The organism is Bacillus sp. BS98 (genome assembly GCF_008432245.1).
GTDB lineage: Bacteria > Bacillota > Bacilli > Bacillales > Bacillaceae_G > Bacillus_A > Bacillus_A toyonensis.
The window spans coordinates 2122676-2145946 of sequence record NZ_CP043830.1; the positions used below are offsets into that span (position 1 = coordinate 2122676).

Annotated in this window: 21 protein-coding genes and 1 pseudogene; 18 read left to right on the forward strand and 4 right to left on the reverse strand. The window is 34.5% G+C overall.

From position 1 onward, the window contains the following. Positions 1-12: 12 nt before the first annotated feature. From dat to F0362_RS11115, 5 genes and pseudogenes are all read left to right on the forward strand, one after another. Complete coding sequence (gene dat / locus F0362_RS11095; protein WP_149889759.1) at positions 13-888, forward strand: D-amino-acid transaminase; 876 nt, start codon at positions 13-15, stop codon at positions 886-888. A gap of 98 nt (positions 889-986) precedes the next feature. After that, positions 987-1634 carry a nitroreductase family protein gene (locus F0362_RS11100; protein WP_001105132.1) on the forward strand — a complete coding sequence of 216 codons (648 nt, stop codon included), beginning with the start codon at positions 987-989 and terminating at the stop codon, positions 1632-1634. Positions 1635-1896: 262 nt separating this feature from the next. Continuing rightward, on the forward strand, positions 1897-2385 hold the full coding sequence (locus F0362_RS11105; protein ID WP_000713451.1) for a putative periplasmic lipoprotein: 489 nt from the start codon (positions 1897-1899) through the stop codon (positions 2383-2385). Positions 2386-2461: 76 nt separating this feature from the next. After that, positions 2462-2707: pseudogene (locus tag F0362_RS31390) on the forward strand (hypothetical protein). A gap of 114 nt (positions 2708-2821) precedes the next feature. After that, positions 2822-3370, forward strand: a complete 549-nt coding sequence (locus F0362_RS11115; protein WP_000816780.1) for a cysteine hydrolase family protein — start codon at positions 2822-2824, stop codon at positions 3368-3370. A gap of 33 nt (positions 3371-3403) precedes the next feature. Here the strand turns inward: F0362_RS11115 and F0362_RS11120 are convergent, their stop codons facing one another. Further along, entirely contained in the window at positions 3404-3853 is a 450-nt protein-coding gene (locus F0362_RS11120; protein ID WP_000540498.1) for an NUDIX hydrolase, read from the reverse strand. 349 nt (positions 3854-4202) lie between these two features. Between F0362_RS11120 and F0362_RS11125 the strand changes: the two genes are divergently transcribed. The 5 genes from F0362_RS11125 to adhP all read left to right on the forward strand — a co-directional run bounded on the left by F0362_RS11125 (position 4203) and on the right by adhP (position 9438). After that, positions 4203-5096, forward strand: coding sequence for a mechanosensitive ion channel family protein (locus F0362_RS11125; protein WP_000025244.1), 894 nt, complete (start codon positions 4203-4205; stop codon positions 5094-5096). A 246-nt stretch (positions 5097-5342) separates the two neighbouring features. Next, complete coding sequence (gene casK / locus F0362_RS11130; protein ID WP_220388544.1) at positions 5343-6440, forward strand: two-component system sensor histidine kinase CasK; 1098 nt, start codon at positions 5343-5345, stop codon at positions 6438-6440. 14 nt (positions 6441-6454) lie between these two features. After that, positions 6455-7090: a two-component system response regulator CasR gene (gene casR / locus F0362_RS11135; protein ID WP_000694625.1), complete on the forward strand. Its 636-nt coding sequence runs from the start codon at positions 6455-6457 to the stop codon at positions 7088-7090. Positions 7091-7219: 129 nt separating this feature from the next. Beyond that, complete coding sequence (locus F0362_RS11140) at positions 7220-8074, forward strand: MurR/RpiR family transcriptional regulator (RefSeq protein WP_001119636.1); 855 nt, start codon at positions 7220-7222, stop codon at positions 8072-8074. A gap of 326 nt (positions 8075-8400) precedes the next feature. After that, entirely contained in the window at positions 8401-9438 is a 1038-nt protein-coding gene (adhP, locus tag F0362_RS11145) for an alcohol dehydrogenase AdhP (RefSeq protein ID WP_000649126.1), read from the forward strand. Positions 9439-9589: 151 nt separating this feature from the next. On the opposite strand, the gene F0362_RS11150 is transcribed toward adhP, so the two are convergent. After that, positions 9590-10609, reverse strand: coding sequence for an ABC transporter permease (locus F0362_RS11150; RefSeq protein ID WP_061529937.1), 1020 nt, complete (start codon positions 10607-10609; stop codon positions 9590-9592). Then, entirely contained in the window at positions 10606-11508 is a 903-nt protein-coding gene (locus F0362_RS11155) for an ABC transporter permease subunit (RefSeq protein ID WP_000903311.1), read from the reverse strand. The genes F0362_RS11150 and F0362_RS11155 overlap by 4 nt, the downstream gene beginning before the upstream one ends. Before the next feature lie 652 nt (positions 11509-12160). Here F0362_RS11155 and F0362_RS11160 point away from each other — a divergent pair. From F0362_RS11160 to gnd, 5 genes are all read left to right on the forward strand, one after another. Continuing rightward, a complete protein-coding gene (locus tag F0362_RS11160) occupies positions 12161-13318 on the forward strand; it encodes a serine hydrolase domain-containing protein (protein WP_000747388.1) in 1158 nt (385 codons plus the stop codon). Between the two features lie 152 nt (positions 13319-13470). Then, the gene (locus F0362_RS11165) at positions 13471-14802 is read left to right on the forward strand and encodes an erythromycin esterase family protein (protein ID WP_149889760.1); all 1332 of its coding nucleotides are present in this window, start codon (positions 13471-13473) and stop codon (positions 14800-14802) included. A gap of 586 nt (positions 14803-15388) precedes the next feature. After that, the gene (gene gntK, locus F0362_RS11170) at positions 15389-16927 is read left to right on the forward strand and encodes a gluconokinase (protein ID WP_000450022.1); all 1539 of its coding nucleotides are present in this window, start codon (positions 15389-15391) and stop codon (positions 16925-16927) included. Positions 16928-16941: 14 nt separating this feature from the next. Further along, a complete protein-coding gene (locus F0362_RS11175; RefSeq protein WP_061529940.1) occupies positions 16942-18291 on the forward strand; it encodes a GntP family permease in 1350 nt (449 codons plus the stop codon). An 18-nt stretch (positions 18292-18309) separates the two neighbouring features. After that, positions 18310-19206 (forward strand): phosphogluconate dehydrogenase (NAD(+)-dependent, decarboxylating), encoded by an 897-nt coding sequence (gnd, locus tag F0362_RS11180; RefSeq protein ID WP_000765981.1) that lies wholly within the window; start codon positions 18310-18312, stop codon positions 19204-19206. A gap of 68 nt (positions 19207-19274) precedes the next feature. On the opposite strand, the gene F0362_RS11185 is transcribed toward gnd, so the two are convergent. Beyond that, complete coding sequence (locus tag F0362_RS11185) at positions 19275-20039, reverse strand: DUF2711 domain-containing protein (protein ID WP_142335583.1); 765 nt, start codon at positions 20037-20039, stop codon at positions 19275-19277. A gap of 139 nt (positions 20040-20178) precedes the next feature. On the opposite strand from F0362_RS11185, the gene F0362_RS11190 reads away from it, so the two are divergent. From F0362_RS11190 to F0362_RS11200, 3 genes are all read left to right on the forward strand, one after another. Then, a complete protein-coding gene (locus tag F0362_RS11190; RefSeq protein ID WP_000526215.1) occupies positions 20179-21399 on the forward strand; it encodes a glycosyltransferase in 1221 nt (406 codons plus the stop codon). Positions 21400-21433: 34 nt separating this feature from the next. After that, entirely contained in the window at positions 21434-22588 is a 1155-nt protein-coding gene (locus tag F0362_RS11195; protein WP_061529942.1) for a CgeB family protein, read from the forward strand. A 145-nt stretch (positions 22589-22733) separates the two neighbouring features. Beyond that, positions 22734-23270 carry an NADPH-dependent FMN reductase gene (locus F0362_RS11200; protein ID WP_000780368.1) on the forward strand — a complete coding sequence of 179 codons (537 nt, stop codon included), beginning with the start codon at positions 22734-22736 and terminating at the stop codon, positions 23268-23270. Position 23271: the final 1 nt, after the last annotated feature.

Consider the following 23271-nt stretch of genomic DNA (forward strand, 5'->3'; position numbering starts at 1 on the left):
GAGTGGGAAGGAATGAAAGCTACTCATAAAGATTGGATTTTGTTTAATGGGAGAATTGTAAATACGAAGGAAGAACAGCCGATGGTTGCATTAGAAGAGCGAGGTTTCCAATTTGGTGATGGTATATATGAGGTATTCAGACTATACGATGGGAAGCCACATTTATTAGATTTACATTTGGAGCGTTTTTTTAAATCAATGGAAGAAATTAAACTCATTGCACCATTTACAAAGAAAGAGTTAGTAGAAGAGCTACATCAAATGATTGAAAAAAATCAATTTCAAGAAGATGGTAATGTATATTTACAAATATCAAGAGGTGCTCAAGCAAGAAACCATGTATATGAAAAAGACCTTCAACCAACGTATTTTGCAAATATTGTTTCGTTCCCAAGACCAGTCGCTACGATGGAAGTCGGTATAAAAGTAACGGTAGAGGAGGATATAAGATGGAAATTTTGTCATATAAAATCATTAAATCTACTTCCTAATATCATGATTAAAAATAAAATAAATGAACAAGGATATCAAGAAGCGATTTTAGTGCGAGATGGAGTTGTAACAGAGGGATGTCATTCTAATTTTTTCATAGTAAAAAATGATAAACTGATTACACATCCAGCTGATCACTTTATTTTGCATGGTATTACTCGCCATTATGTTATAACATTAGCGAAAGAGTTACATATCGAAGTAGAAGAACGAGAATTTTCATTACAAGAGGTATATGAGGCGTATGAATGCTTTTTTACAGCGACACCACTCGAAATATTCCCGGTTGTTCAAATTGGCGATGAACAGTTTGCTAGCGGCGAAAGAGGACCAATTACGAAAAAACTACAATCTGCATATGAAGAAAGTATTAGTTTGTTTAAAGTGACAAATTAATAATGAAGAAAAAAAGCTGGTATTCCCCCAGCTTTTTTTCATGATATAATTCAAACATAGGACAGGTTTTGAAAACGCTGTAAAAGGGGATTTAATGTATGAATTATGAAGCTTTTAAAGAGGTAATCCACGGAAGAAGAAGTGTTAGAAAGTTTACAGAACAAGAAGTATCTACTAGTGATATAAAAGAAATTATTGATTGCGCTCGTTATGCACCGAGTGATACGAACTCGCAAACGTGGGAGTTCTTAGTCATTATGAATCGAGAGAAAATTAAAGAAATTGAACAAATGACTTGGGATGCATTACATAAACTTGCGGCAAAAGCAGCAGAAAATGGAGAAGAGAAAGCAGGGAAATTACTTACACGTTCTTTCGGGCCATATGCAACAGCTTTCTCTGAGGCACCAGTATTAATCGTATGTTTGGCAACATCTTATGAATCAAAGTTTCGTGAAAAGATATTTGATCCAATTGCCTTCGTTCCGGATGCAGTGTGGGAAGAGGAAGGAATTAAGAGTAGCTGTTTAGCGGCACAAAACTTAATGCTGGCTGCACATGCGAAGGGTCTTGGTACGTGTCCAATGACAGGGCCTGTATTGTTAGCTCAAAAAGAACTAAGACAATATTTTCAAATTGAGACCGAAAAACAAATAAATATGGTTATTTCACTCGGTTATCCGAAAGATAAACCGAAAAAACTTCCAAGAAAAGAAGTAGATGAGATTACAACGTTTATTTTTTAATCACCATATAGAAAAGACATTGAAATAACAATGTCTTTTTATTTTGGATAGGTATGTTATTAATTTGTTGGGCTAAAATGATAAATAAGATAAAATTACTATTTATTTCATTAAAAAAATTAATGTTCTATTAAGGAAAGTATGGTACAGTAATCGTGAGCAAGCTACTAGTATTTGTTCATGAAAGTGTTAAAAATAGTTTTAAAATTACAAAGTTATTTTTGTATAATAAATTATAATGAAATTACAGGGGGGATGAATTTTGAAGAAATTCATAATCGCTGGATTGTCTGTATTGTTATTAGTAGGCTGTGGTGCTCCAAAGGAAAAAGAGGATGCACAGTCAAATCAGGAAGAACAAGTTGTAAATGCGAGTGAGGAGAGTGTGGTTGTATTTCCTGAAGGGGCAGTACCAATTGGAGAAGGGATAGTAAAAGTCATTACACCAGATGGTACTTCTGAAAACGGCAATACACCGACTGTATTTATCAAAAAAGATACTTTAATTCAGCAAGTTGAATTAGAACTTTCTAATTTTCAAAACGATAAAGAAACATTCGTATTTGTAGATCAAATATTTGCTGATAAACATCAAGTAACTAGTACAACACAGACAACAGTACAATTAAAAGAAAAGACACTTGAGACAGGTAGTCATACGATTACTGCAGCTCAGTTTGAAAATAATGACCCAAAAGGAAAAGTCATTAGCTTTAATCAAGCGACGTTTGAAACGAAGCCAGCATCTTAATTATGGATAAAAAGTACATTACTTAAAGTAGTAGTGTACTTTTTAATTTGGATATAAATGGGTTGTTGAGAATAATTTGTTTCACTTTCTAGTACGTATGAATAGTAAGAAATTACTCTTTACTACTAAGAAAGAGAAAGAGGTTGAAGGTGTGCGGTGATTTGTTCGTATCATCTTGCTTAGTATGATGATTTCGATAATCTGGTTTACTTTACACGAGGTGGTTGAAGTTACGCTCAATTATCAAATCCATGACATGCTAATAGGAACAGTATGTTTTGTCATAGTATATCTGTTTTATGATAAACTTAGATTAAGTTAAGTTTTGCAAGAAAAATGTAGGTATTTCATTTGAAATGTCGAATAGTACATACGATGTCGTAATAACAAATTTTCTATTGTTTATTGTGAAACAGGAGAAGGAGAGATAGTAGTTATGAAACGAGCTCTTATTAATATCGATTATACATATGATTTTGTAGCTGAAAAAGGTGCTTTAACTTGCGGAAAACCAGGTCAAGAAATTGAGAAGGAACTTGTACATATAACGAAGCAATATATTGAAAATGGAGATTATGTAGTGTTTGCAATCGACAAACATGAAGAAAATGATGAATATCATCCAGAAGTAAAGTTGTTCCCTCCTCATAATATAGCAGGTACAAATGGAAGAGACTTATTCGGTGAATTACAAGATGTATACGAAAAATATAAAAATGATGCGAATGTATATTATATGGATAAAACGCGATACAGTGCATTTGCTGGAACAGATCTAGAGATGAAGTTGAGAGAACGAGGAATAGAAGAAGTTCATCTTGTAGGGGTGTGCACTGATATTTGTGTTCTTCATACAGCAGTAGATGCTTATAATAAAGGATTTAAAATTGTTGTATATGAAAAGGCAGTTGCATCTTTTAATGCGCAAGGACATGAATATGCACTTGGACATTTTAAATCTTGTTTACATGCAGAAGTGAAGTGAAAAAGAGGCCTTTGAAAAGGCCTCTTTTTACGTTTAAATTGAGACGACATTTTGCTCAATTAGTTTTTTTATGAAAGGGCTAATGTTTTCTGGTAGCCCATTTAAATCAAAAAATTGTACATGTAATGATTCAACTCCGTCAGCTTTTAGCAAGCCACCTTTAATGTCTTTGCAAAGGTAAGCGATTGTTATAGGATAAAATTCATCTCCGTTCGCTAATTTCACAAAACACTCTTTACCTGAAAATACACTTACTAACTGAAGTATACCAATTTCAATACCTGTTTCTTCAAGTACTTCTCGTCTTCCGGCTTCTTCTGTGGATTCACCAAGTTCCACAAAACCTCCAGGAACACCCCACATGCCATTTCGTCTTTGTTGTAGTAATATTTGTCCTTGGTCATTTAAAACAGCTACAGCAACTCCTGCTAAATTGAGTGGTCTTGATCCAACAATTTCTCTTAGTTCTTCGATATACCCCATTAATTGTAACCTCCGTGAAAAAAGTATCAAATGAATGATTCGGTGTTATGTGAATGTATTCCTTTAAATGAGGTAAGTATTACAAAGTTGTTTATAAAAATTTCTATTGTAATCTCCCTTTAGATTATTAAAAAGGGTATATTTATAGTAAATAGAAAAGGGCATCAGAAGTTGAAAGATTAATGAAAGGGTTATATTGTTAAAGATGTACTAGGGATACAAATACATAGTTAAGAAAGTAAAATGAAAGGTCAGGGGAAAAGTTACGAAAGAAAATTTTGAGATAATTAATAAGGAATTATTATAGATTAGCTCTACATGAAAATTTAAAAAATAAGGAAGTGGATAGATGAGTATATTAGCGTATACGGAGGAGTTTTTTAATTATGTAAGGGAGTTTTTACTATTAAGGTTTTTACTATTTGCTTTAGTTCTTATCATTATTTCGTTTGTTATTAATCGCATTATTGATTGGTTTTTTAGAAAGTCCAGCTTTTTTGATGAAGAGGTAGAGCAGACGATTCAAAGTGTCATTCGATCTATTTTTAGATATATCATTATCATCAGTCTAATCATTTATTTAATTAGTCAGTTTGTAGATATAAAAAGTATCATTGCAGGTGCAGGGATAGCGGGAGTTGTCATTGGTTTTGCTGCGCAACAGATGCTAAAAGATGTCATATTAGGCTTTGCGAGATTAGCGGACAAAGAGTTTCGCGTTGGCGATTTTGTTACTTTTAATGGAACAAATTCAGGAACTATTGAGGAAATTAGTATTCGTTTTATGCAAATACGTGAATGGTCAGGAAAACTACTTACCATACCACATGGAGAGATTAGAACGATACAAAATTTTAATAAAGGGTGGATGCGAGTAATTGAACGCATCACGGTAAGTTATCAGGAAGACCCTACAAGAGTTAAGGAATTGCTAGAAGACGTATGTGTGATATGCAATGAAAATTTGGAACAAAGTTTGTATAGAGTAGAGGATGAGGCTGTTGAACCATTTAAATATGTTGGTGTTACAGACTTAAATCCTAACCTTAAATATGTTGGATATGAATTTTGTATTACAGGTTTAATTAAACCAGAAGATTATTTTGAAACTTCTAGACAAGTAAGGTTTGCATTAATGGCTATGTTCCATAAACATCAAGTGCAAATGCCAGCAGCGAATATGTTCGTTACTACTGAAAGTTTGCAGCATATCCGTGGAGAACAATTTTTGTCAGACAATTAAATAAAGCTTTACATTTAGAATTCTGATTTATAGATGTAGATGAGTCTTAGAGGGTTTAAAAGTAACTTCATTACTTGGCGTTGTTCAGTTTAAGAATTACGCGGTCAAAATTTAAAGGGAAAATAAAAAAATGATTGATAAATAAAAAGAGCTGAAGGAATTCAGCTCTTTTTATTTGTAGAATTTAGAAATTTCTTAATGTTATAATGATAGTTGGTGATGAGAATGAACTTTGAAGAAAAAGAGATACATCGTTTAGAAGCATTAAAAGAAATTGCGGAATTGCTAAATGAAGCAACGAATTTACAGGACATGTTAGAAAAAGTTTTACATACATTGTTACAAGTTATGAATTTACAAACAGGGTGGATATTTTTTATTGATGAAAGTGGAAAGCACCGTATGCTTGTAGACGAAAACTTACCACCAGCTCTTACGTGGCAAGAGAAGAAGCCGATGTGTGAAGGAGACTGTTGGTGTGTAGAGCGTTTTGTGAATGGCAGATTAGAAAAAGCGACAAATATTATTGAATGTAAGCGAATAGAAGATGCGATTGAATGTAATTGGGGTGAAACAGAAGATGTTACACATCATGCGACAATTCCGCTTAGGTCCGGATCAGAGAAATTTGGTCTATTAAATGTGGCTGCACCTCATAAGACTCATTTTTCTGAGGAAGAGTTAGCGTTATTAGAAGCGATTGCATTTCAAATTGGAACGACAATACAACGTATTCAATTAGTGGAGAAAGAACGTAAATATGTAGTGGTAGCGGAAAGAAATCGACTTGCACGTGATTTACATGATTCAGTAAAACAATTGTTATTTTCTATTATGCTAACAGCGAAAGGGACTCTGAATATGACGCAAGATAGAGGTCTGCAAGAGATGTTAAGTTATATTGGAGAATTATCACAAGAAGCATTACAAGAGATGACGCTATTAATTTGGCAATTAAGACCTGAAGGATTAGAGAAAGGATTAGCAGAAGCAATTCAAAATTACGGGAAGTTATTAGGAGTTCAAGTGGAAGTTCGAATTGATGGGATGGTTTCAATTGGGGATGAAATAGAAGAAGTTTTATGGCGTATTAGCCAAGAGGCGCTACATAATTGTAAAAAGCATGCTTCGTGTGAAAAGGTACATGTTCTTTTAAAAATAGAAAATAACCAGTTACATTTTTACATAGAAGACAATGGAATAGGATTTATACAAGAACAAGTAAGGGGATCAGCACTTGGTCTGAAAAGTATGAAGGAACGTATTCAGTTGATGAAGGGATCGTTTCAAATTACAACAGAGCTAAAAAAGGGTACAAAAATAGAAATTCAATTGCCGATTTGAAGGGGAGAATAAGGTTGAAGATTAAACTGCTACTAGTTGAGGATCATCATATCGTTCGAAGAGGACTTGTATTCTTTTTGAAAACGAGAGAAGAATTTGAAATTATTGGGGAAGCGGAAAATGGCGAAGAGGCATTACATTTCGTGCAAAAAGAAAAACCGGATGTCGTGCTAATGGATGTATCGATGCCGAAAATGGATGGAATTGAGGCAACAAAACGTCTAAAGCAATACGATGAGACGATAAAGGTACTTATATTAAGTAGTTTTTCAGAGCAAGATTATGTTATACCAGCACTTGAAGCTGGAGCAGATGGTTATCAATTAAAAGAAGTACAACCTGAGCAACTTGTCGCTTCTATTATTGCAGTACATCAAGGAAATGCGAATTTTCACCCGAAAGTAACACCTGCATTAATGGGGCGTTCCGCAGTAAAGAAGGAAATAGAAAATCCTTTTTCAATGTTAACGAAAAGAGAGCAAGAGGTACTTCGCGAAATTGCGAAAGGAAGAAGCAACAAGGAAATTGCAGCAGAGCTTCACATTACAGAACAAACTGTGAAAACGCACGTTTCAAATGTCTTAGCTAAATTGGAAGTAGATGATCGTACACAAGCTGCATTATATGCGGTGAAGTATGGGGGAAACTAGTTATAAGTGTGTCATATGTTAAGGTAACATTTATAGGAACAAATAAATAATAGTATGATACCGAATAAAGGTTTTTCTTCTCTCAATAATTAGGTACAATATAGCTACAATGGAAGGGGAAGATATGCTATGCCCGGAACAAGAAGTGGGATTGGAAAAATTCAGGCTTCGTTAAACGGTTTGTCACCGAAATTGCGAAGTATTGCCGAACATATTTTGAAACATCCACAAGATGTTGTACATAAATCTATTACTGAATTAGCAGAAGTTACGAATAGTTCCGAAGCTACGATATTCCGCTTATGTAAACACCTTGGTTTGCAAGGGTTTCAAGATTTGAAAATTACATTAGCTCGTGAAATTGTACATACACCGATGCAAAATATTCATGAAGAAGTATCAGCAGAAGATAGTATGGTAACAGTTGCTAAAAAAGTTTTTCATTCGCATATTACAGGACTGCAAGATACATTACATTTGTTAAATGACACCGCACTTGAGAAAGCTGTACGAGCTTTGCAAGAAGCGAACCGAATTGAGTTTTACGGAAATGGTGGCTCTGGAATTATTGCGATGGATGCATATCATAAATTTATGAGAACGGGTATTTCTTGTATTGCTCATACAGATTCTCATTTTCAAATTATGGGTGCTGGTTTACTTACAAAAGAAGCAGTAATCATTGCAATTTCTCATTCTGGTAGTAATAAAGGATTATTGGAAGCGTTAGAAGTAGCAAAAGCAAGAGGAGCTTGCATTATTGCAATTACGAGCTATCAGAAATCAGCACTAAGTCAACTTGCTGATATAACACTTTATACTTCAACACGTGAAACAGAATTTCGTACGGAAGCAAGTTCATCACGCTTAGCGCAGCTAAGTTTATTAGATACTTTGTATGTAGGATTGTCGTTGCAACGACAAGAGGAAACACTACAAAATTTACAAAGTATACGTGAAACAATTTCGATGAAGCGAATATAAAAAAGCTCTTCAAATGAAGAGCTTTTTATATTGGTGGATCGTTTGATTATATAATCTCTAAATGTAGTTGATTTATTTTCCTGTAGAAAAATGCGACCTACTTATATTCATAAACTCTCATCTTTAATTCAGTTAAGAAATCGATTTATGCAATAATTCAAACATTGTTCATAATTTCACAATTTGCTTATGAAATGTCATGTTATGATGAACGTGTAATGATGATTGAACATTTAAATTTGGCGCAATAATTAGCCAAAATAGTGAGGACAGTAGTTGTGAGATGAACTCATTAAAACTCTAAAACACTAAAGGGGAGATCACATATGAAAGCAGTAGTGGTTAATAAAAACAGCAAAGCGAACATCGAGGTTATCGAAAAAGAATTACGTCCGTTACATTCAGGTGAAGCGTTAGTAGATGTAGAGTACTGTGGGGTTTGCCACACTGATTTACACGTTGCGAATCATGATTTTGGTAACACGGATGGCCGCATCCTTGGTCATGAAGGTGTAGGTATTGTTACTAAACTTGCTGATGATGTAACTTCACTTAAAGTTGGTGACCGTGTAAGTATTGCATGGATGTTCCAATCTTGTGGACGTTGTGAATATTGCGTAACTGGTAGAGAGACATTCTGTCGTGAAGTTAAAAATGCTGGTTATTCAGTAGATGGTGGTATGGCTGAACAATGTATCGTTACAGCTGATTATGCAGTGAAAGTACCAGAAGGATTAGATCCTGCTCAAGCATCATCAATTACATGTGCAGGCGTAACTACATATAAAGCTATTAAAGTATCAGATATTAAACCTGGTCAACCTATCGTCATCTATGGTTGTGGTGGATTAGGTAACTTAGCTATCCAATATGCTAAAAACGTATTTGGTGCAAAGGTAATTGCAGTAGATATTAATGATGATAAATTAGCCTTAGCAAAAGAGGTTGGTGCTGATATGACTATCAATCCAATTTCTCAAGGTCCTGCTGATAAGATTGTGCAAGATGAGTTTGGTGGTGCTTATGCTGCTGTAGTAACAGCCGTTTCTAAAGTAGCATTCAACTCAGCGGTTGATGCAGTACGTGCCTGTGGTAAAGTAGTTGCGGTAGGGTTACCAGTAGAAACTATGGATTTAAACATTCCACGACTTGTACTAGACGGAATTGAAGTAGTTGGCTCTCTAGTAGGTACTCGTAAGGATCTCGAAGAGGCATTTATGTTTGGTGCAGAAGGAAAAGTAGTACCGGTTGTTCAAACGTGTTCTCTAGATAAAGTACAAAATGTATTCGAAGAAATGGAACAAGGTAAAATTCAAGGGCGTATGGTAATCGATTTTAAACAGAATAGTTGTGATTGTAAATAATTCATTTTAAATATAAAAAGCATGAGTCTAGCAAAGGTCATGTAAAAAAGTTAGACGGCATAAAAAAGATGATTCCTGTATTCAATAGGGATCATCTTCTTTATATTCTACTAATATCAATGCCAATTCATACTTGATTGATGAGATATGATTAAAAGTTCACTTTATTTGCAAACGAAAAAGAATCTTTATTTTTAACAAACTTTTTATGATCTGGAACGTTTTGAGTTGCTACAACTTGCGAATCTCTTGCTTTCAGTGCATCTTGAATCCCGATTGTCATAAGCTTAATAAATAGAATCGTAATAAAGAATGAAGCGAGAGTATAAAAAATAATCCACCATGAAAGATTCATTTCATTACGATTTAATCCAATAAGGCCTGCCCAATCATTAGATATAGAAACAGGTCTGAGCACTCCGTCATAGAGTTCACGCATTTGTATCCCGCCAATTACAATGTTAAGCAACGCTAAATGGATAACGAGTATGAGTGTTTGGACGATATGTTCCATGAATAACACAAATAAGCGGTCAAGTAATAAGACTCGTAAGTGTTTTTTGATAATATGAAAACGGCTAGCACCCAGTAATTGTGAACTTAAGATGTAATCTCGTTTCATAAATTCATCCACCTCTGAGGATATATATATAGAAAGTGTAGGCAGAGCGACGAAAATAAGTACGAGTACTTGATAAAACGTAAATGAAATATTTGGATCTACCCCATCGGCATTTGATGTGATTACAATATTAACGGGCGTGATGAGTATGAATGCGATAAATAGAGTTGGAATATAATAAAAAACTTCTGAGCATGCCTGGAAAAATCTCTTGAGTTTTGGAGCGTATAAACTTAAGAGGATTCCTATACATGTTCCGCATAAAATTCGAAAGAAGCTAATTGCCACGGCTAATAAAATAGTGAATTTTGCTCCTTCTACAATTTGTAAGAAAACAGACTCTCCAAAACGATCAGATCCAAAAGGCGGTATTAACGATGGTGGAAAGGGGGCCTTTCCAAGTAATTCGTTATTGTCATTGTAAAGTAACTGAGGAGGTTTTGGGATGTTATCTTTAAAGAACCAACTATAAATAAAACTAGCTGAAATAAGTATGAATAAATAAGTAAAGCCGATTAAAAAGCGTTTTGATTTCCAAATAGATTTCATAATGTTGCTCCTTTCAATTGATTTTGCCATCTATTCATCATGAATGAGATTATTTGAAAAATGGCATAAAACGGTAAAATAATCATAACAAGTATGATAAATGCAGCTGGTGGTGAAATAAACGCCTTATTAAATAAAAATTGAATAATACCTTGCATATTAAAAACAAATTCTAAAATGAATAAGTTAGACAGTAAGAAAACAAAAATCGTTTTTAAATGATGGAAGAAGTGGATAGATATGTTTTTGAATAAATGAATGCATAGTATATAACTTGATGAAAGGCCTTTTCCATATGCAACCTCTACGTAATGTTTTCCATGTTCTTCTTTTATGTATAACACCATCATCCGAAACATTTGTAATGTAGGTAAGACAGCTAAAGATAAAATAGGGAGTAAATAAGCTCGATTTTCATTAAAAGAAATAATGGTGACAGGAGATTCCCCGAATTTCTGAAGTACCCATATGAAAAATATTTGCAAACAAATCATCATCATCATATCAGGGACAGCTTCTAATATGAACACAATTCGGTTTATCCATTTTTTTATATAATCTTTTGCTAAAAAATAAAAAAATGCCATGCTAGAAGATAGAAAGAGCGCAAGTAAAAAGGCTAAAAATAATACAGTAAATGAATATAGGTAAGGTTCTAAAACAGTTGGGAATAATGGTGTTTTTTTGAAACTACCAAATTTCGGGTCTGAGCCGATAACCACTAATGATTCAGGGGAGAAAACCTCTTTTAACATAGTAACGATCTGATTAAAAAAATATATTGGTTGAAAGGTAAATCCTTGTTGAGTGATAAATAAATAAGGTAAATTTAATAATAGTAAGAGTGATAAAAGAATTGATGAAAGCTTAATTGTGAATTGAGTTATTGTATGTAACATTAAATCCCTCCGACATCTTTTTACAACATTATACAATAAATCCTAATTTATTGTTTTATTTTTCTGAAAAATAAGAAATTTTTTAGGTTTTATAATTATAATACGTAATATATATTCATATGGTAAAAAGGTTATACTAAGGAGCCGGTCCCTATGTCCATCAAGCAAAATGTGCAGTATTTTCATTTTCGAGGCATTTACTTTTCTTCAGTTGATGGGCATTTGGTGCTATTCCATTGCGATCAAGTTAATAGAACTAAGTTTTCTTAAAATAAAAACCACCGAAATATAGAAGTGATTTTGAACGTAAGGAATTTGTAAGGAAGGAGTAAGAAAAAAGAGATTTTCAATGTGTATGATCAAAATATAGAGAAGAACGAGAGGGGGAATAGTTACTGTATATTTATATAAAAAAATTAATTAATGAAACTCTATGGAAGAAAAGAAGAAATTATAGAAGTGAACAGACAACTGAAGAAGAGGGGTTAATCATTTATTAGGTCAGAGAGTTGTTTGTAGAAATAATTGGTGTATAGATGATTGCAAATTCAGTATTGACTTTTATCATTGGGAGGGTTGATAGCTGTGTGATTAGCATATGAGATACCTATCAACCATCAATACAATTTAAATAAGAGGAGGGGAATGCTTTATGAAAAAACGCAGTAAAATTACATGTGCCAGTCTAGCACTTTTAATAGGTGGAAGTTCCCTGTTATACATAACATCAAACTCAATTGTAAAAGCAGAACCCATGCAAAATGTATCTAGCTCGTTACAAACAAGTACTCAAAGCGATCGTACTTCCGTTAAGAACGCAATACGGGATGCACTACAACTTGGATACCCGGGAATACTCGCTAACATTTCTAAGGGTGGTAAAACTTGGAGTTATGCCGCTGGGATAGCGGATGTGAGAACCAAGAAACCAATGAAAGCAGATTTTCGCTTTCGTATTGGCAGTGTGACGAAAACGTTCATTGCAACAGTTCTACTTCAATTATCTGGAGAGAATCGTTTGAATTTAGACGACTCCATTGAAAAATGGTTGCCTGGTGTCATTCAAGGAAACGGATATGATGGTAACCAGATTACGATCCGGCAAATATTGAATCATACAAGTGGTATTGCTGACTATATGAATTCAAAAGACTTCGATATTATGGATACAAAAAAATCGTATACGGCTGAAGAATTTGTAAAGATGGGGATTTCACTTCCCCCAGAATTTGCCCCAGGAAAGGGTTGGTCTTATTCAAACACAGGATACGTATTACTGGGGATCCTTATTGAAAAAGTAACTGGCAACAGCTATGCGGAAGAGATTGAAAATCGGATTATTGAACCGCTTGATTTGTCAAATACATTTCTACCTGGTAATTCAAGCGTAATTCCAGGCACGAAGCATGCCCGTGGCTATATCCAACTAGACGGAGCAAGTGAGCTAAAAGACGTTACGTATATTAACCCAGGTAGCTCGGATGGGGATATGATTTCTACTGCTGACGATTTAAATAAATTCTTCTCATACTTACTCAGTGGTAAATTGCTGAAGGAACAGCAGCTAAAAGAAATGCTTACTACAGTTCCTACAGATAGAGAAGGAACGGGATATGGTCTTGGAATCGTTGAATTTAAGCTTCCGAATGGTGTCTCGGTATGGGGACATAGAGGTAGCGTTCTAGGGTTTTCCACTTTTGTTGGTGGAACACTTGGAGGCAAACATACATTGGCCGTCAATTTGAACAGCTTTAATTTTAGTAATCCTGATCCTTTTAAAAGTATTTTACTTGCTGAATTTAGGAAGTAGGCAAAAAGGCGAAATGGATAAGTTTTGTCATAGGTTTATAGTTTAAAATATATCATTTTGGTGCAAAAAACAACTTGCTCTAAAAAATTTAATACTCGTAATTAAGTATAAAAGAACGCTATCGCTTTAAGACAATATTTCAGGAGGGTTTTATGAAAAAGAAAATGATTACTGCATTTGGTGTTTCTGCTATAATACTGACTAATTTTGTAGGAAGTACTTATGCAGACTCGAAAACAGGAGTTTCTGTTACAGCTCCCTACAATAAAAATCAAATAGCGGAATGGTTAGAAATGCACGCGAAGCCTTTAAGAACAACGAATCCAAATTCACCTTTTAATGATTTAAAACCACTTAAGAATATGGTAGGTTCAGCTTCAATTGTAGGTTTAGGTGAAGCTACGCATGGGGCTCATGAAATTTTTACGATGAAAAACCGTATTGTGAATTATTTAGTATCTGAAAAGGGCTTTACCAACCTAGTTTTAGAAGAGGGGTGGGACAGAGCTTTAGAACTTGATCGATATGTTCTTACTGGTGAGGGAAATCCAAGCCAACATCTATCACCTGTATTTAAGACGAAAGAAATGTTAGATTTACTTGATTGGATTCGGCAATATAATGCTAATCCAAAACATAAATCTAAAGTGCGTATCATCGGGATGGACATTCAATCAGTAAACGAGAATGTTTATAATAATATAATAGAATATATTAAAAGAATCAATTCAAAACTTGTGCCGAGGATAGAAGAGAAGATAAAAGGTCTTATTCCTGTAACAAAGGATATGAATACTTTTGAAAGCCTTACGAAAGAAAAAAAAGAAAAGTATATTTCAGATGCTAAACAAATTAGTGCTTTATTAGAGGGAAATAAAAGTTATTTAAATGGGAAATCTAAAGAGTTCGCATGGATAAAACAAAATGCTCGTATTATTGAACAGTTTACTACAATGTTAACGTCACCTCCTGATAAACCATCTGATTTATATTTGAAACATGATATCGCAATGTATGAAAATGCGAAGTGGACTGAAGAACATTTAGGAAAAACTATTGTATGGGGGCATAATGGCCATGTTTCGAAAACAAATATGCTTCCTTTTGTATACCCTAAAGTAGCTGGGCAGTATTTAGCAGAGTATTATGGAAAACGGTACGTATCTATTGGAACATCAGTTTATGAAGGACAATACAATGTCAAGAATAGCGATGGTGAATTTGGCCCATATGGAATATTAAAATCGGATGATCCAAACAGTTATAACTACATCTTTGGACAAGTTAAAAAAGATCAATTTTTTATTGATTTACGTAAGGCAAACGGCGTGACAAAAACTTGGTTGAACGAACAACATCCAATTTTCGCTGGAGTAACTACCGAAGGGCCTGATATACCAAAAACAGTTGATATATCATTAGGTAAAGCGTTTGATATACTTGTTCAAATTCAAAAAGTGAGTCCATCTCAACTACATCAATAAATTTAGAATAATGTACCTTAATGAAGTGTAGTGTTAAGTGTCAATAGAGTTGTTTGAATATGTCAGTTAGGTTATTTTCATTAAAGAATTATTAAATGGAATAAATGTTTTTAAATTAGAGACGATGTGGGATAGAAGCACAGTATCATCAAGTTAACAAAATAAAATTCTACCTAAAATGAAAAAATACGCTATTCTTTCTATAGAATCATAGGAAAGGATGGCGTTTTTTGATCTAATCTATTACTACAATTTGCTCAAGGAATTTAAAACTTTTTATGCAAAAATACCTTACGAAATCTTACTAAAAATGTTGGTTTTGTACAATGAACCACATATCCATCAAGCTAAAGAACTAGTTACCCAAAAACTAGAAAAAGAGTGTGTTGTGAAACAAATATGAAGCAATTTTACCGCATGGAAAAGCTAAATATAGTATGTAAATGAAAGGGAATGAGGGAATTTATTTTTCGTTATGAAAAAAATTTTCTTTTTAAAACTTGATTAAAGAAAAAATATTTTATATACTAATTCATGTAAACGGTTTACTAAATCGTATTTTGCTAGAAACGAAGGGAAGATTCGCATGGAAACAAGGGGGAGAGTAATCGGGATTGATATCGGTACCACAAGTACGAAAACGGTTGTATTCACTGAAAACGGTAAAGTCGTTGCATCACATGCAATTGATTATCCAATCATTCAACCGAACGTCGGATGGGCGGAGCAAGATCCTGATGTAATATGTGCCGCTGTATACAAAAGTGTAAGCGTTGCCATTAAAAAAGGTAATGTACTACCAGAAGATATTTCTTCAATCGGTATTAGTACAGCTATGCACGCATTAATTGCAGTAGATGAAAACGGTGCGCCGTTAACGCGTTCTATCATTTGGGCAGATAATCGAAGTACGAAGCAATCAGAAAAATTATTACAACAAATGAATGGGCATGAAATTTATAGACGTACAGGTACACCAATTCATCCGATGTCACCACTTTCTAAATTGTTATGGATGAAAGAAGAGGAACCAGAGTTATATACAAGTGCTTATAAATTCATTTCCATTAAAGAGTATGTGATTTACCAATTATTTTCACGCTACGTAGTTGATTATTCGATTGCTTCTGCTACGGGGTTATTTAATTTAGAAACATTAAACTGGGATGAAGATGTTTTAACTATGTTACATATGTCACCAGAACAATTATCAACACCTGTACCAACTACATATATTTTATCGGGAATGAAACCGGAATTAGCACAAAAAATGGGCATTCATGAAGATACTCCAGTTGTTATTGGTGCGAGTGATGGTGTTCTTGCAAATGTAGGTGTTGGTGCAATATCACCTGGCTCCGCTGCAATTACGATTGGGACAAGTGGTGCGGTTCGAACTATTGCATCGAGTGTTAATACAGATGAAAAAGGAAGAACTTTTTGTTACGCATTAACAGATGAGCACTGGGTTATCGGTGGGCCAACGAATAACGGTGGAATATTACTTAGGTGGTTACGTGATGAATTTGGTAGCCCGGAACAAGAGGTAGCGAGGAAGCTTGGGATTGATCCTTATGATTTATTAATTAAGTATGCGGAAAGTGTACCAGCTGGAGCAGATGGATTACTATTTTTACCGTTTCTATCTGGAGAACGTGCACCCTACTGGAATGCAAATGCTCGAGGTACATTCTTTGGGATAAACCTTCAGCACAAACGAGAACATTTTATACGAGCAGTTATGGAAGGTGTCTGTATGAGTGTATATTCAGTTGCACTTGCAATCCGTGATTGTACAGGACCACTTACTGAAATACGTGTTTCAGGAGGATTTGCGAAGTCTGCATTTTGGAGACAAATGCTCTCCGATATGATGGGAAAAGAATTGCTTGTTCCTGAAAGTCATGAAGCATCTGCGCTTGGGGCAGCGGCACTTGCTTTATATGCGGTAGGAAAAATTGATTCTCTTGACGAGGTGAAGGATTGGATTGATATTGTCCATCACCATGTACCAAATAAAGAAAATACGGCTATTTATTTAGAAATGTTTTATATGTATGAACGACTTTACAATCGATTGAAAGAAGAATTTGATTGTATAGCTGCTTTCCAACGTAAACAATAGGGGGATTGGGAGAAATGGTAGTTGGGATTGTACTAGCGGCAGTTGTCATACTACTTCTACTTATTACAGTAGTGAAATGGCATCCATTTGTCGCATTAATTTTAACAGCAATCGGAGTTGGGCTAGCAATGGGGATGCCCTTGGTTGCAACTTCACCACAACATCCAGGGATTATTGATTCTATTAAATCGGGTCTTGGAAGTACGTTAGGGTTTTTAGCAATTGTTTTAGCATTAGGAACGATGCTTGGGAAAATGATGGCCGAATCTGGCGGTGCTGAACGAATTGCTAACACATTAATTGATCGTTTTGGGAAGAAACGTGTTCACTGGGCAATGATGTTTGTTGCATTTTTAGTAGGGATTCCGGTGTTTTTCCAAGTTGGATTTGTACTATTAATTCCATTAGTATTTACAATCGCCATAGAAACAGGGGTATCACTTATTACAATCGGTATTCCGCTTGTAGCAGGTCTTTCAGTTGTACATGGACTTGTTCCACCACATCCAGCAGCGATGGCAGCGGTAGGTATTTTTAAAGCAGATGTAGGGAAGACAATTTTATATGCATTAATTGTCGGACTTCCAACTGCAATTATTTCGGGGCCGCTTTACGGAAAATGGATCGGTGCTCGTATACATAAAGAAGTGCCGTTAGATATAGCGGAGCAATTTATTGAAAGAGACAAGAAGAAAGAACTTCCTAGCTTCGGAAATACATTGTTTACTATTTTACTTCCAGTATTTCTTATGCTTGGTGCATCCATTGCTGAAGTAGCGTTACATAAAACGAGTCAACTTGCACAAGTGTTACACTTTATTGGAGATCCAATAGTCGCTTTATTAATTGCAACGATTTATTCTTTCATTAGTCTTGGTTATGCAAAAGGATTTTCTAAAGATAAAGTATTACAATTTACAAATGATTGCTTAGGGCCAATTGCAAACATACTGTTAGTAATTGGTGCTGGTGGTGCGTTTAATAAGGTGTTATTAGATTCTGGAATTGGTACTACAATTGCTGAAATGGCGAAAGAATCACATATTTCACCAATATTACTTGGATGGGGAATTGCAGCACTTATCCGAGTTGCAACGGGATCAGCTACTGTTTCTATGATGACAGCAGCTGGAATTGTAGCACCGATTGCAGCAAGTACACCTGGGGTAAATGTTGAACTACTAGCACTTGCAACAGGCGCAGGATCATTAATTTTATCACATGTGAATGATTCTGGATTTTGGATGATTAAAGAGTATTTCGGAATGACTGTGAAAGAAACATTATTAACATGGACTGCAATGGAGACGATACTATCAGTTGTAGCACTTGGATTAATTTCGTTATTAAATATATTTGTATAGAATGGGAGATTGATTAATATGAAACTAGGTTTAATTGGATTAGGAAAAATGGGATTCCCATTAGCTGAACACTTACATGAAGACAAGCATGAAGTAGTTGTATACGATGTAAATAAAGAGCTTGTAGAAAAGGCAGGAAAACTAGGAATTACTGCACGTCATACATTAAAAGAAATGATCGCTGAATTAGAAGCTCCTCGTACGATCTGGGTAATGGTGCCTGCAGGAGAAGTTGTAGAGTCAGTATTAAAAGATGTGTATCCGTTATTAGATGAAGGTGATATCGTTATTGAAGGTGGAAATTCATTCTATAAAGATACGTTACGCCGTGCTGAAGAAGCAAAAAGCTTCGGATTACATTATGTAGATATCGGTACATCTGGCGGTGTAGAAGGAGCTAGATACGGTGCTTGTTTAATGGTTGGTGGAGAAAAAGAAATTTATGACCAATTAGAACCTTTATTTAAAGATTTAGCAGTAGAAAATGGCTATTCTTATGCTGGCCGCGTTGGTAGTGGTCATTTCTTAAAAATGGTTCATAACGGTATTGAGTACGGCATGATGCAAGCAATCGCTGAAGGATTTGAAGTACTAGATAAGAGTGACTTTGATTTCAATTATGAAGATGTTGCAAAAGTATGGGCGAACGGATCAGTAATCCGCGGTTGGTTAATGGACTTAACTGAAAAAGCATTTGCAGATGATCCTAAACTTGATGGCATTAAAGGTGTAATGAACTCTTCAGGAGAAGGGAAATGGACTGTTGAAACTGCGCTTGAGTTACAAGCAGCGGCACCAGTAATCGCGATGTCATTATTTATGCGCTATCGTTCTCAGGAAGATGATACATTCCACGGAAAAGTAGTTTCAGCACTACGTAATCAGTTCGGTGGACATGAAGTTGTAAAAAAATAAGGATGTTTTTGAAAAGAAACTTGTGCATAAGCGCAAGTTTCTTTTTTATAGTTTAAGAAATTACTAATTTAAAAATACCAATCAATCATCGTTTTATTGTCACAAATGACAGCTTCAACATTCATTGATTGAACAATATATTCTATATTTTCTTCTTTAGCTAATAATAAGGTTGTAAAGGAATCGTATATACTCATAAACGCATACTCATTGTCTTCTCCAGTAATAATTAACTCATTATTGCTAATGTCCCAAATATTTAATGGAGTAGTATTATTTACCTGTAATAATCCGTTTGTATCAAGAATTGGTTCAGAGAAATATAGATTTTTTGCACCTTTAGAACCGAGGAGTTTAAGTAATTTGTGTAATAAAAATATAGACGTATAATCTTCTGTTGGATAATAAAGATCTTTTTTTAAGTTTGAATGTAGCTTTTCAGCTAAATCCTCTCTTTTATATTCTTCTGAAAAGGCACTAATGGAAGTCAACATGGCCATTGCTAGGTCTGCGTATGAATGTAATCCACTACAAGACATCATTTCCTTCCAAGAAACGGATTTCCCATTGTGAATGATTTCTTCAGCGCTAGGATAGATGTGCTCATATGGTCTTTTTCTCACAGAATTTTCCCATCCTAAAGGCATTTGGACAAATGGATGTAGCAATATAGCTGCAGATTTAAAATTACTTGGTAGTTGTTCTAAAATTGGTGATTTGTCATCTAGCCAAATGTAATCCAACAAAATATAACCTCCTCTTAGACTTTGAAATGTACGGATTCCCGTATTATGTTTTTTTGTATTGATTGTATCAAATATAAAGCGAAGCATGAAATATGTCCCAACATAAAAGTAAGAATAAATAAAATGAAGTTTTCATAAATAGTAAAAGGGTGCTTATGTCATCAGTATAGCTAAAAAATGTTGTTACATATGAGAAGAGCGTGTTAATAAAATATGAGGTGGTTAAATGGGAAATGAGCAAGTGAAGTCTGCAAAGGAAGAAAAAAAGTTATGTCTTTGTATGATTGTCAAAAATGAGTCTAGAATTATGGAAAGATGTTTAAATGCAACAAAATCAATTGTAGATTATGTTTCTATTTGTGATACTGGATCGACGGATAATACGCCTGAAATTATTGAAAATTGGTGTAAGGAAAATGAGATACCTGGGACGGTTCATCATGAGCCGTTTAAAAACTTTGGTTATAACAGAAGTTTAGCTGTTTCATTAGCGCAAAAAACATATCCAGAAGCAGATTATTTATTAATATTAGATGCGGATATGATTTTAGAGGTTGATCCGAATTTCGATAAAACGAGCTTAACGGAAGATCATTATCTTACATTGCAATATGATGTTCATATTAAATATTGGCTTACACGTCTTTTGAAAGCTTCTTTACCATGGAAATCTGTCGGTGTTACTCATGAGTATTGGGATATAGATCGCTCAAAAGTTGGAGCGAATTACAATACGAGGGTAGATCGGTTAGAGACTCTTGTCGTGAATGATCCCGGAGATGGCGGGAGTAAAGCTGATAAATTTGAAAGAGATGAGAGGTTGTTGTTACAAGGAATAAACGACCCAGAAACAACGCCAGATTTGCATATAAGATATTTATTTTATTTAGCTCAGACTTATTTTCATTTAAGTCAATTTGAAGATTCGATTAAATGGTATAAAAAACGAGTGGAAGCAGGGGGTTGGGTTGAAGAGGTATTCTATTCGTTATTGCGAATAGGATTTTGCTATGAGCAGTTAGCAAATCGTTCAGCAAATAAACAAAATGAAGTGACAGATGCTGATGAAAAAGAAAATGTTAAAGGGCAAGAAGAGAAATATTTAGCATTAGCTGTTTTTTATTTTCAAAAAGCGTGGGAATATAGACCAACTCGGGCTGAACCATTATACCAACTTGCAAGGTTGTATCGATTACGATCTCAAAACAATATTGCTTTGATGTATGCTCTGCAAGGGAAGGAAATTCCTTTTCCAAAGGATGATCTTCTATTTGTGGATTATCATGTGTATGATTACTTATTTGACTATGAAATTTCTATTAGTGCTTTCTATATACCTCATAAAAAACATTTAGGGGCGGTGTCGCAAAAGTATTTGGAATCGATAAAAGAAGAGATTCCATTTCATATAGCAAATGTGGTAGAAAATAATGCGAAATTTTATTAAATACATTTCCGGTTAAAGGAGTAGTGGAATAATCATGGAATTAATACGATGGGCGATTGAACTAGGGGAATCGGTGCATGGAAATACGTATGAAGAATTGATGCCACTACTAGACTATTATTATGATCGTGATCATTTAAAAGCGTATTGTATCGCAAATCTTCTTTTAAACATGGATGTATTAGATGAAGATCGGGAAAGAATCGAATTAAGAAGATGCATCGCTGCTTATTATGCTGGATTATATAAAGTGGCAAGAAAACATGCAAATGAGTTGGTACTTAAACATCCGGATGTAGATTTATATAAAAATAATTTAAAATTAATGGAAGTTTATTTGAATAAAGAATATGATTATTGTCTTTTTATATGCCCGAAGACGTACGGTAGTTTCATAGATGTTGCGCGAGCTTTGAAATGGAGGTTGGAGCAGGAGGGAAATACAGTAATTATATCAGAAACAATACTGGGAAATGTAAAGAATACAGTTATTTTTGGAGCGCATACATACGCTTATAACCCGAATCTCCTTCCGCAAGATGCAATTATTTATAATTTAGAACAGCTATACGAAGGAAGTCCATATGCGCACCCGCTTTATTTAATATTATTAAAAGATAGAGTGATTTGGGATTATAGTAAACAAAATATAGAGTGGCTAAAACAAAAAGGGGTAGGAAAAGAAATAAAACATGTAAAAATGAACTATGCTCCAACTTTGGAAATAAAAAAAGATGCATTTGAAGATGACATTACTGAAGATATTGATATTCTGTTTATAGGTGCTCTTAATCCGAGGCGGCAAGCTATTTTTGATCATCTAAAAGCGATTGCCCCAAATTTAAATATAGTTTTTAAAAATAATGCGTGGGGAATTGTTAGAAATGAATTGATTGCTAGAGCTAAAATTATATTAAATATTCATTTTTACTTATCAGGAATTCTTGAAACACCTCGCGTGTCTTATGCAGTCGCAAATAAGAAATTTATTATTTCCGAAAATAGTAATCCAGAAGATGAGGTAGAGTGGCCGGGAATTGTATTTACTCCGTACGAAAAAATAATTGAAAACGTAATGAAATATATAGAATTACCAGAAGAACGAACAGAATTAGCGGAAAAAGCATATTACCATTTTGAGGCAAATAAAAGCATAGGTACAATAAGTCAGAATGGTGAAACAAAGTAATAGCGCGAAACTCATACGAAAGTATGAGTTCTTTTTTCGTGTATCATACTATTTGATTAAGGAAGTTCCCTCTTTATATTGTGTTTTGTATAGAAATTTCTGATAATATATAAGTAGAATTTGAAAACAAAGGGGAGAATTGTTTATGAAACTAGTCGTTATTAACGGTACACCAAGAAAATTAGGTAGAACTCGCGTTGTGGCAAAATATATTGCAGATCAATTTGAAGGGGAGTTATACGATTTAGCAATAGAGGAATTGCCTTTATATAACGGCGAAGAATCGCAACGTGATTTAGAGGCAGTAAAAAAATTAAAAGCGTTAGTGAAAGCAGCAGACGGTGTAGTACTATGTACACCAGAATATCATAATGCGATGAGCGGAGCGCTGAAAAACTCGTTAGATTACTTAAGTAGTAGTGAGTTTATCCATAAACCTGTCGCATTACTAGCTGTTGCGGGGGGCGGTAAAGGAGGAATTAACGCATTAAATAGTATGCGAACTGTTGCTAGAGGTGTTTACGCAAATGCAATCCCAAAACAAGTAGTGCTTGATGGACTTCACGTACAAGATGGTGAACTTGGAGAAGATGCAAAACCATTAATTCATGATGTAGTTAAAGAATTAAAAGCATATATGAGCGTATATAAAGAGGTGAAAAAACAACTAGGAGTGGAGTGAT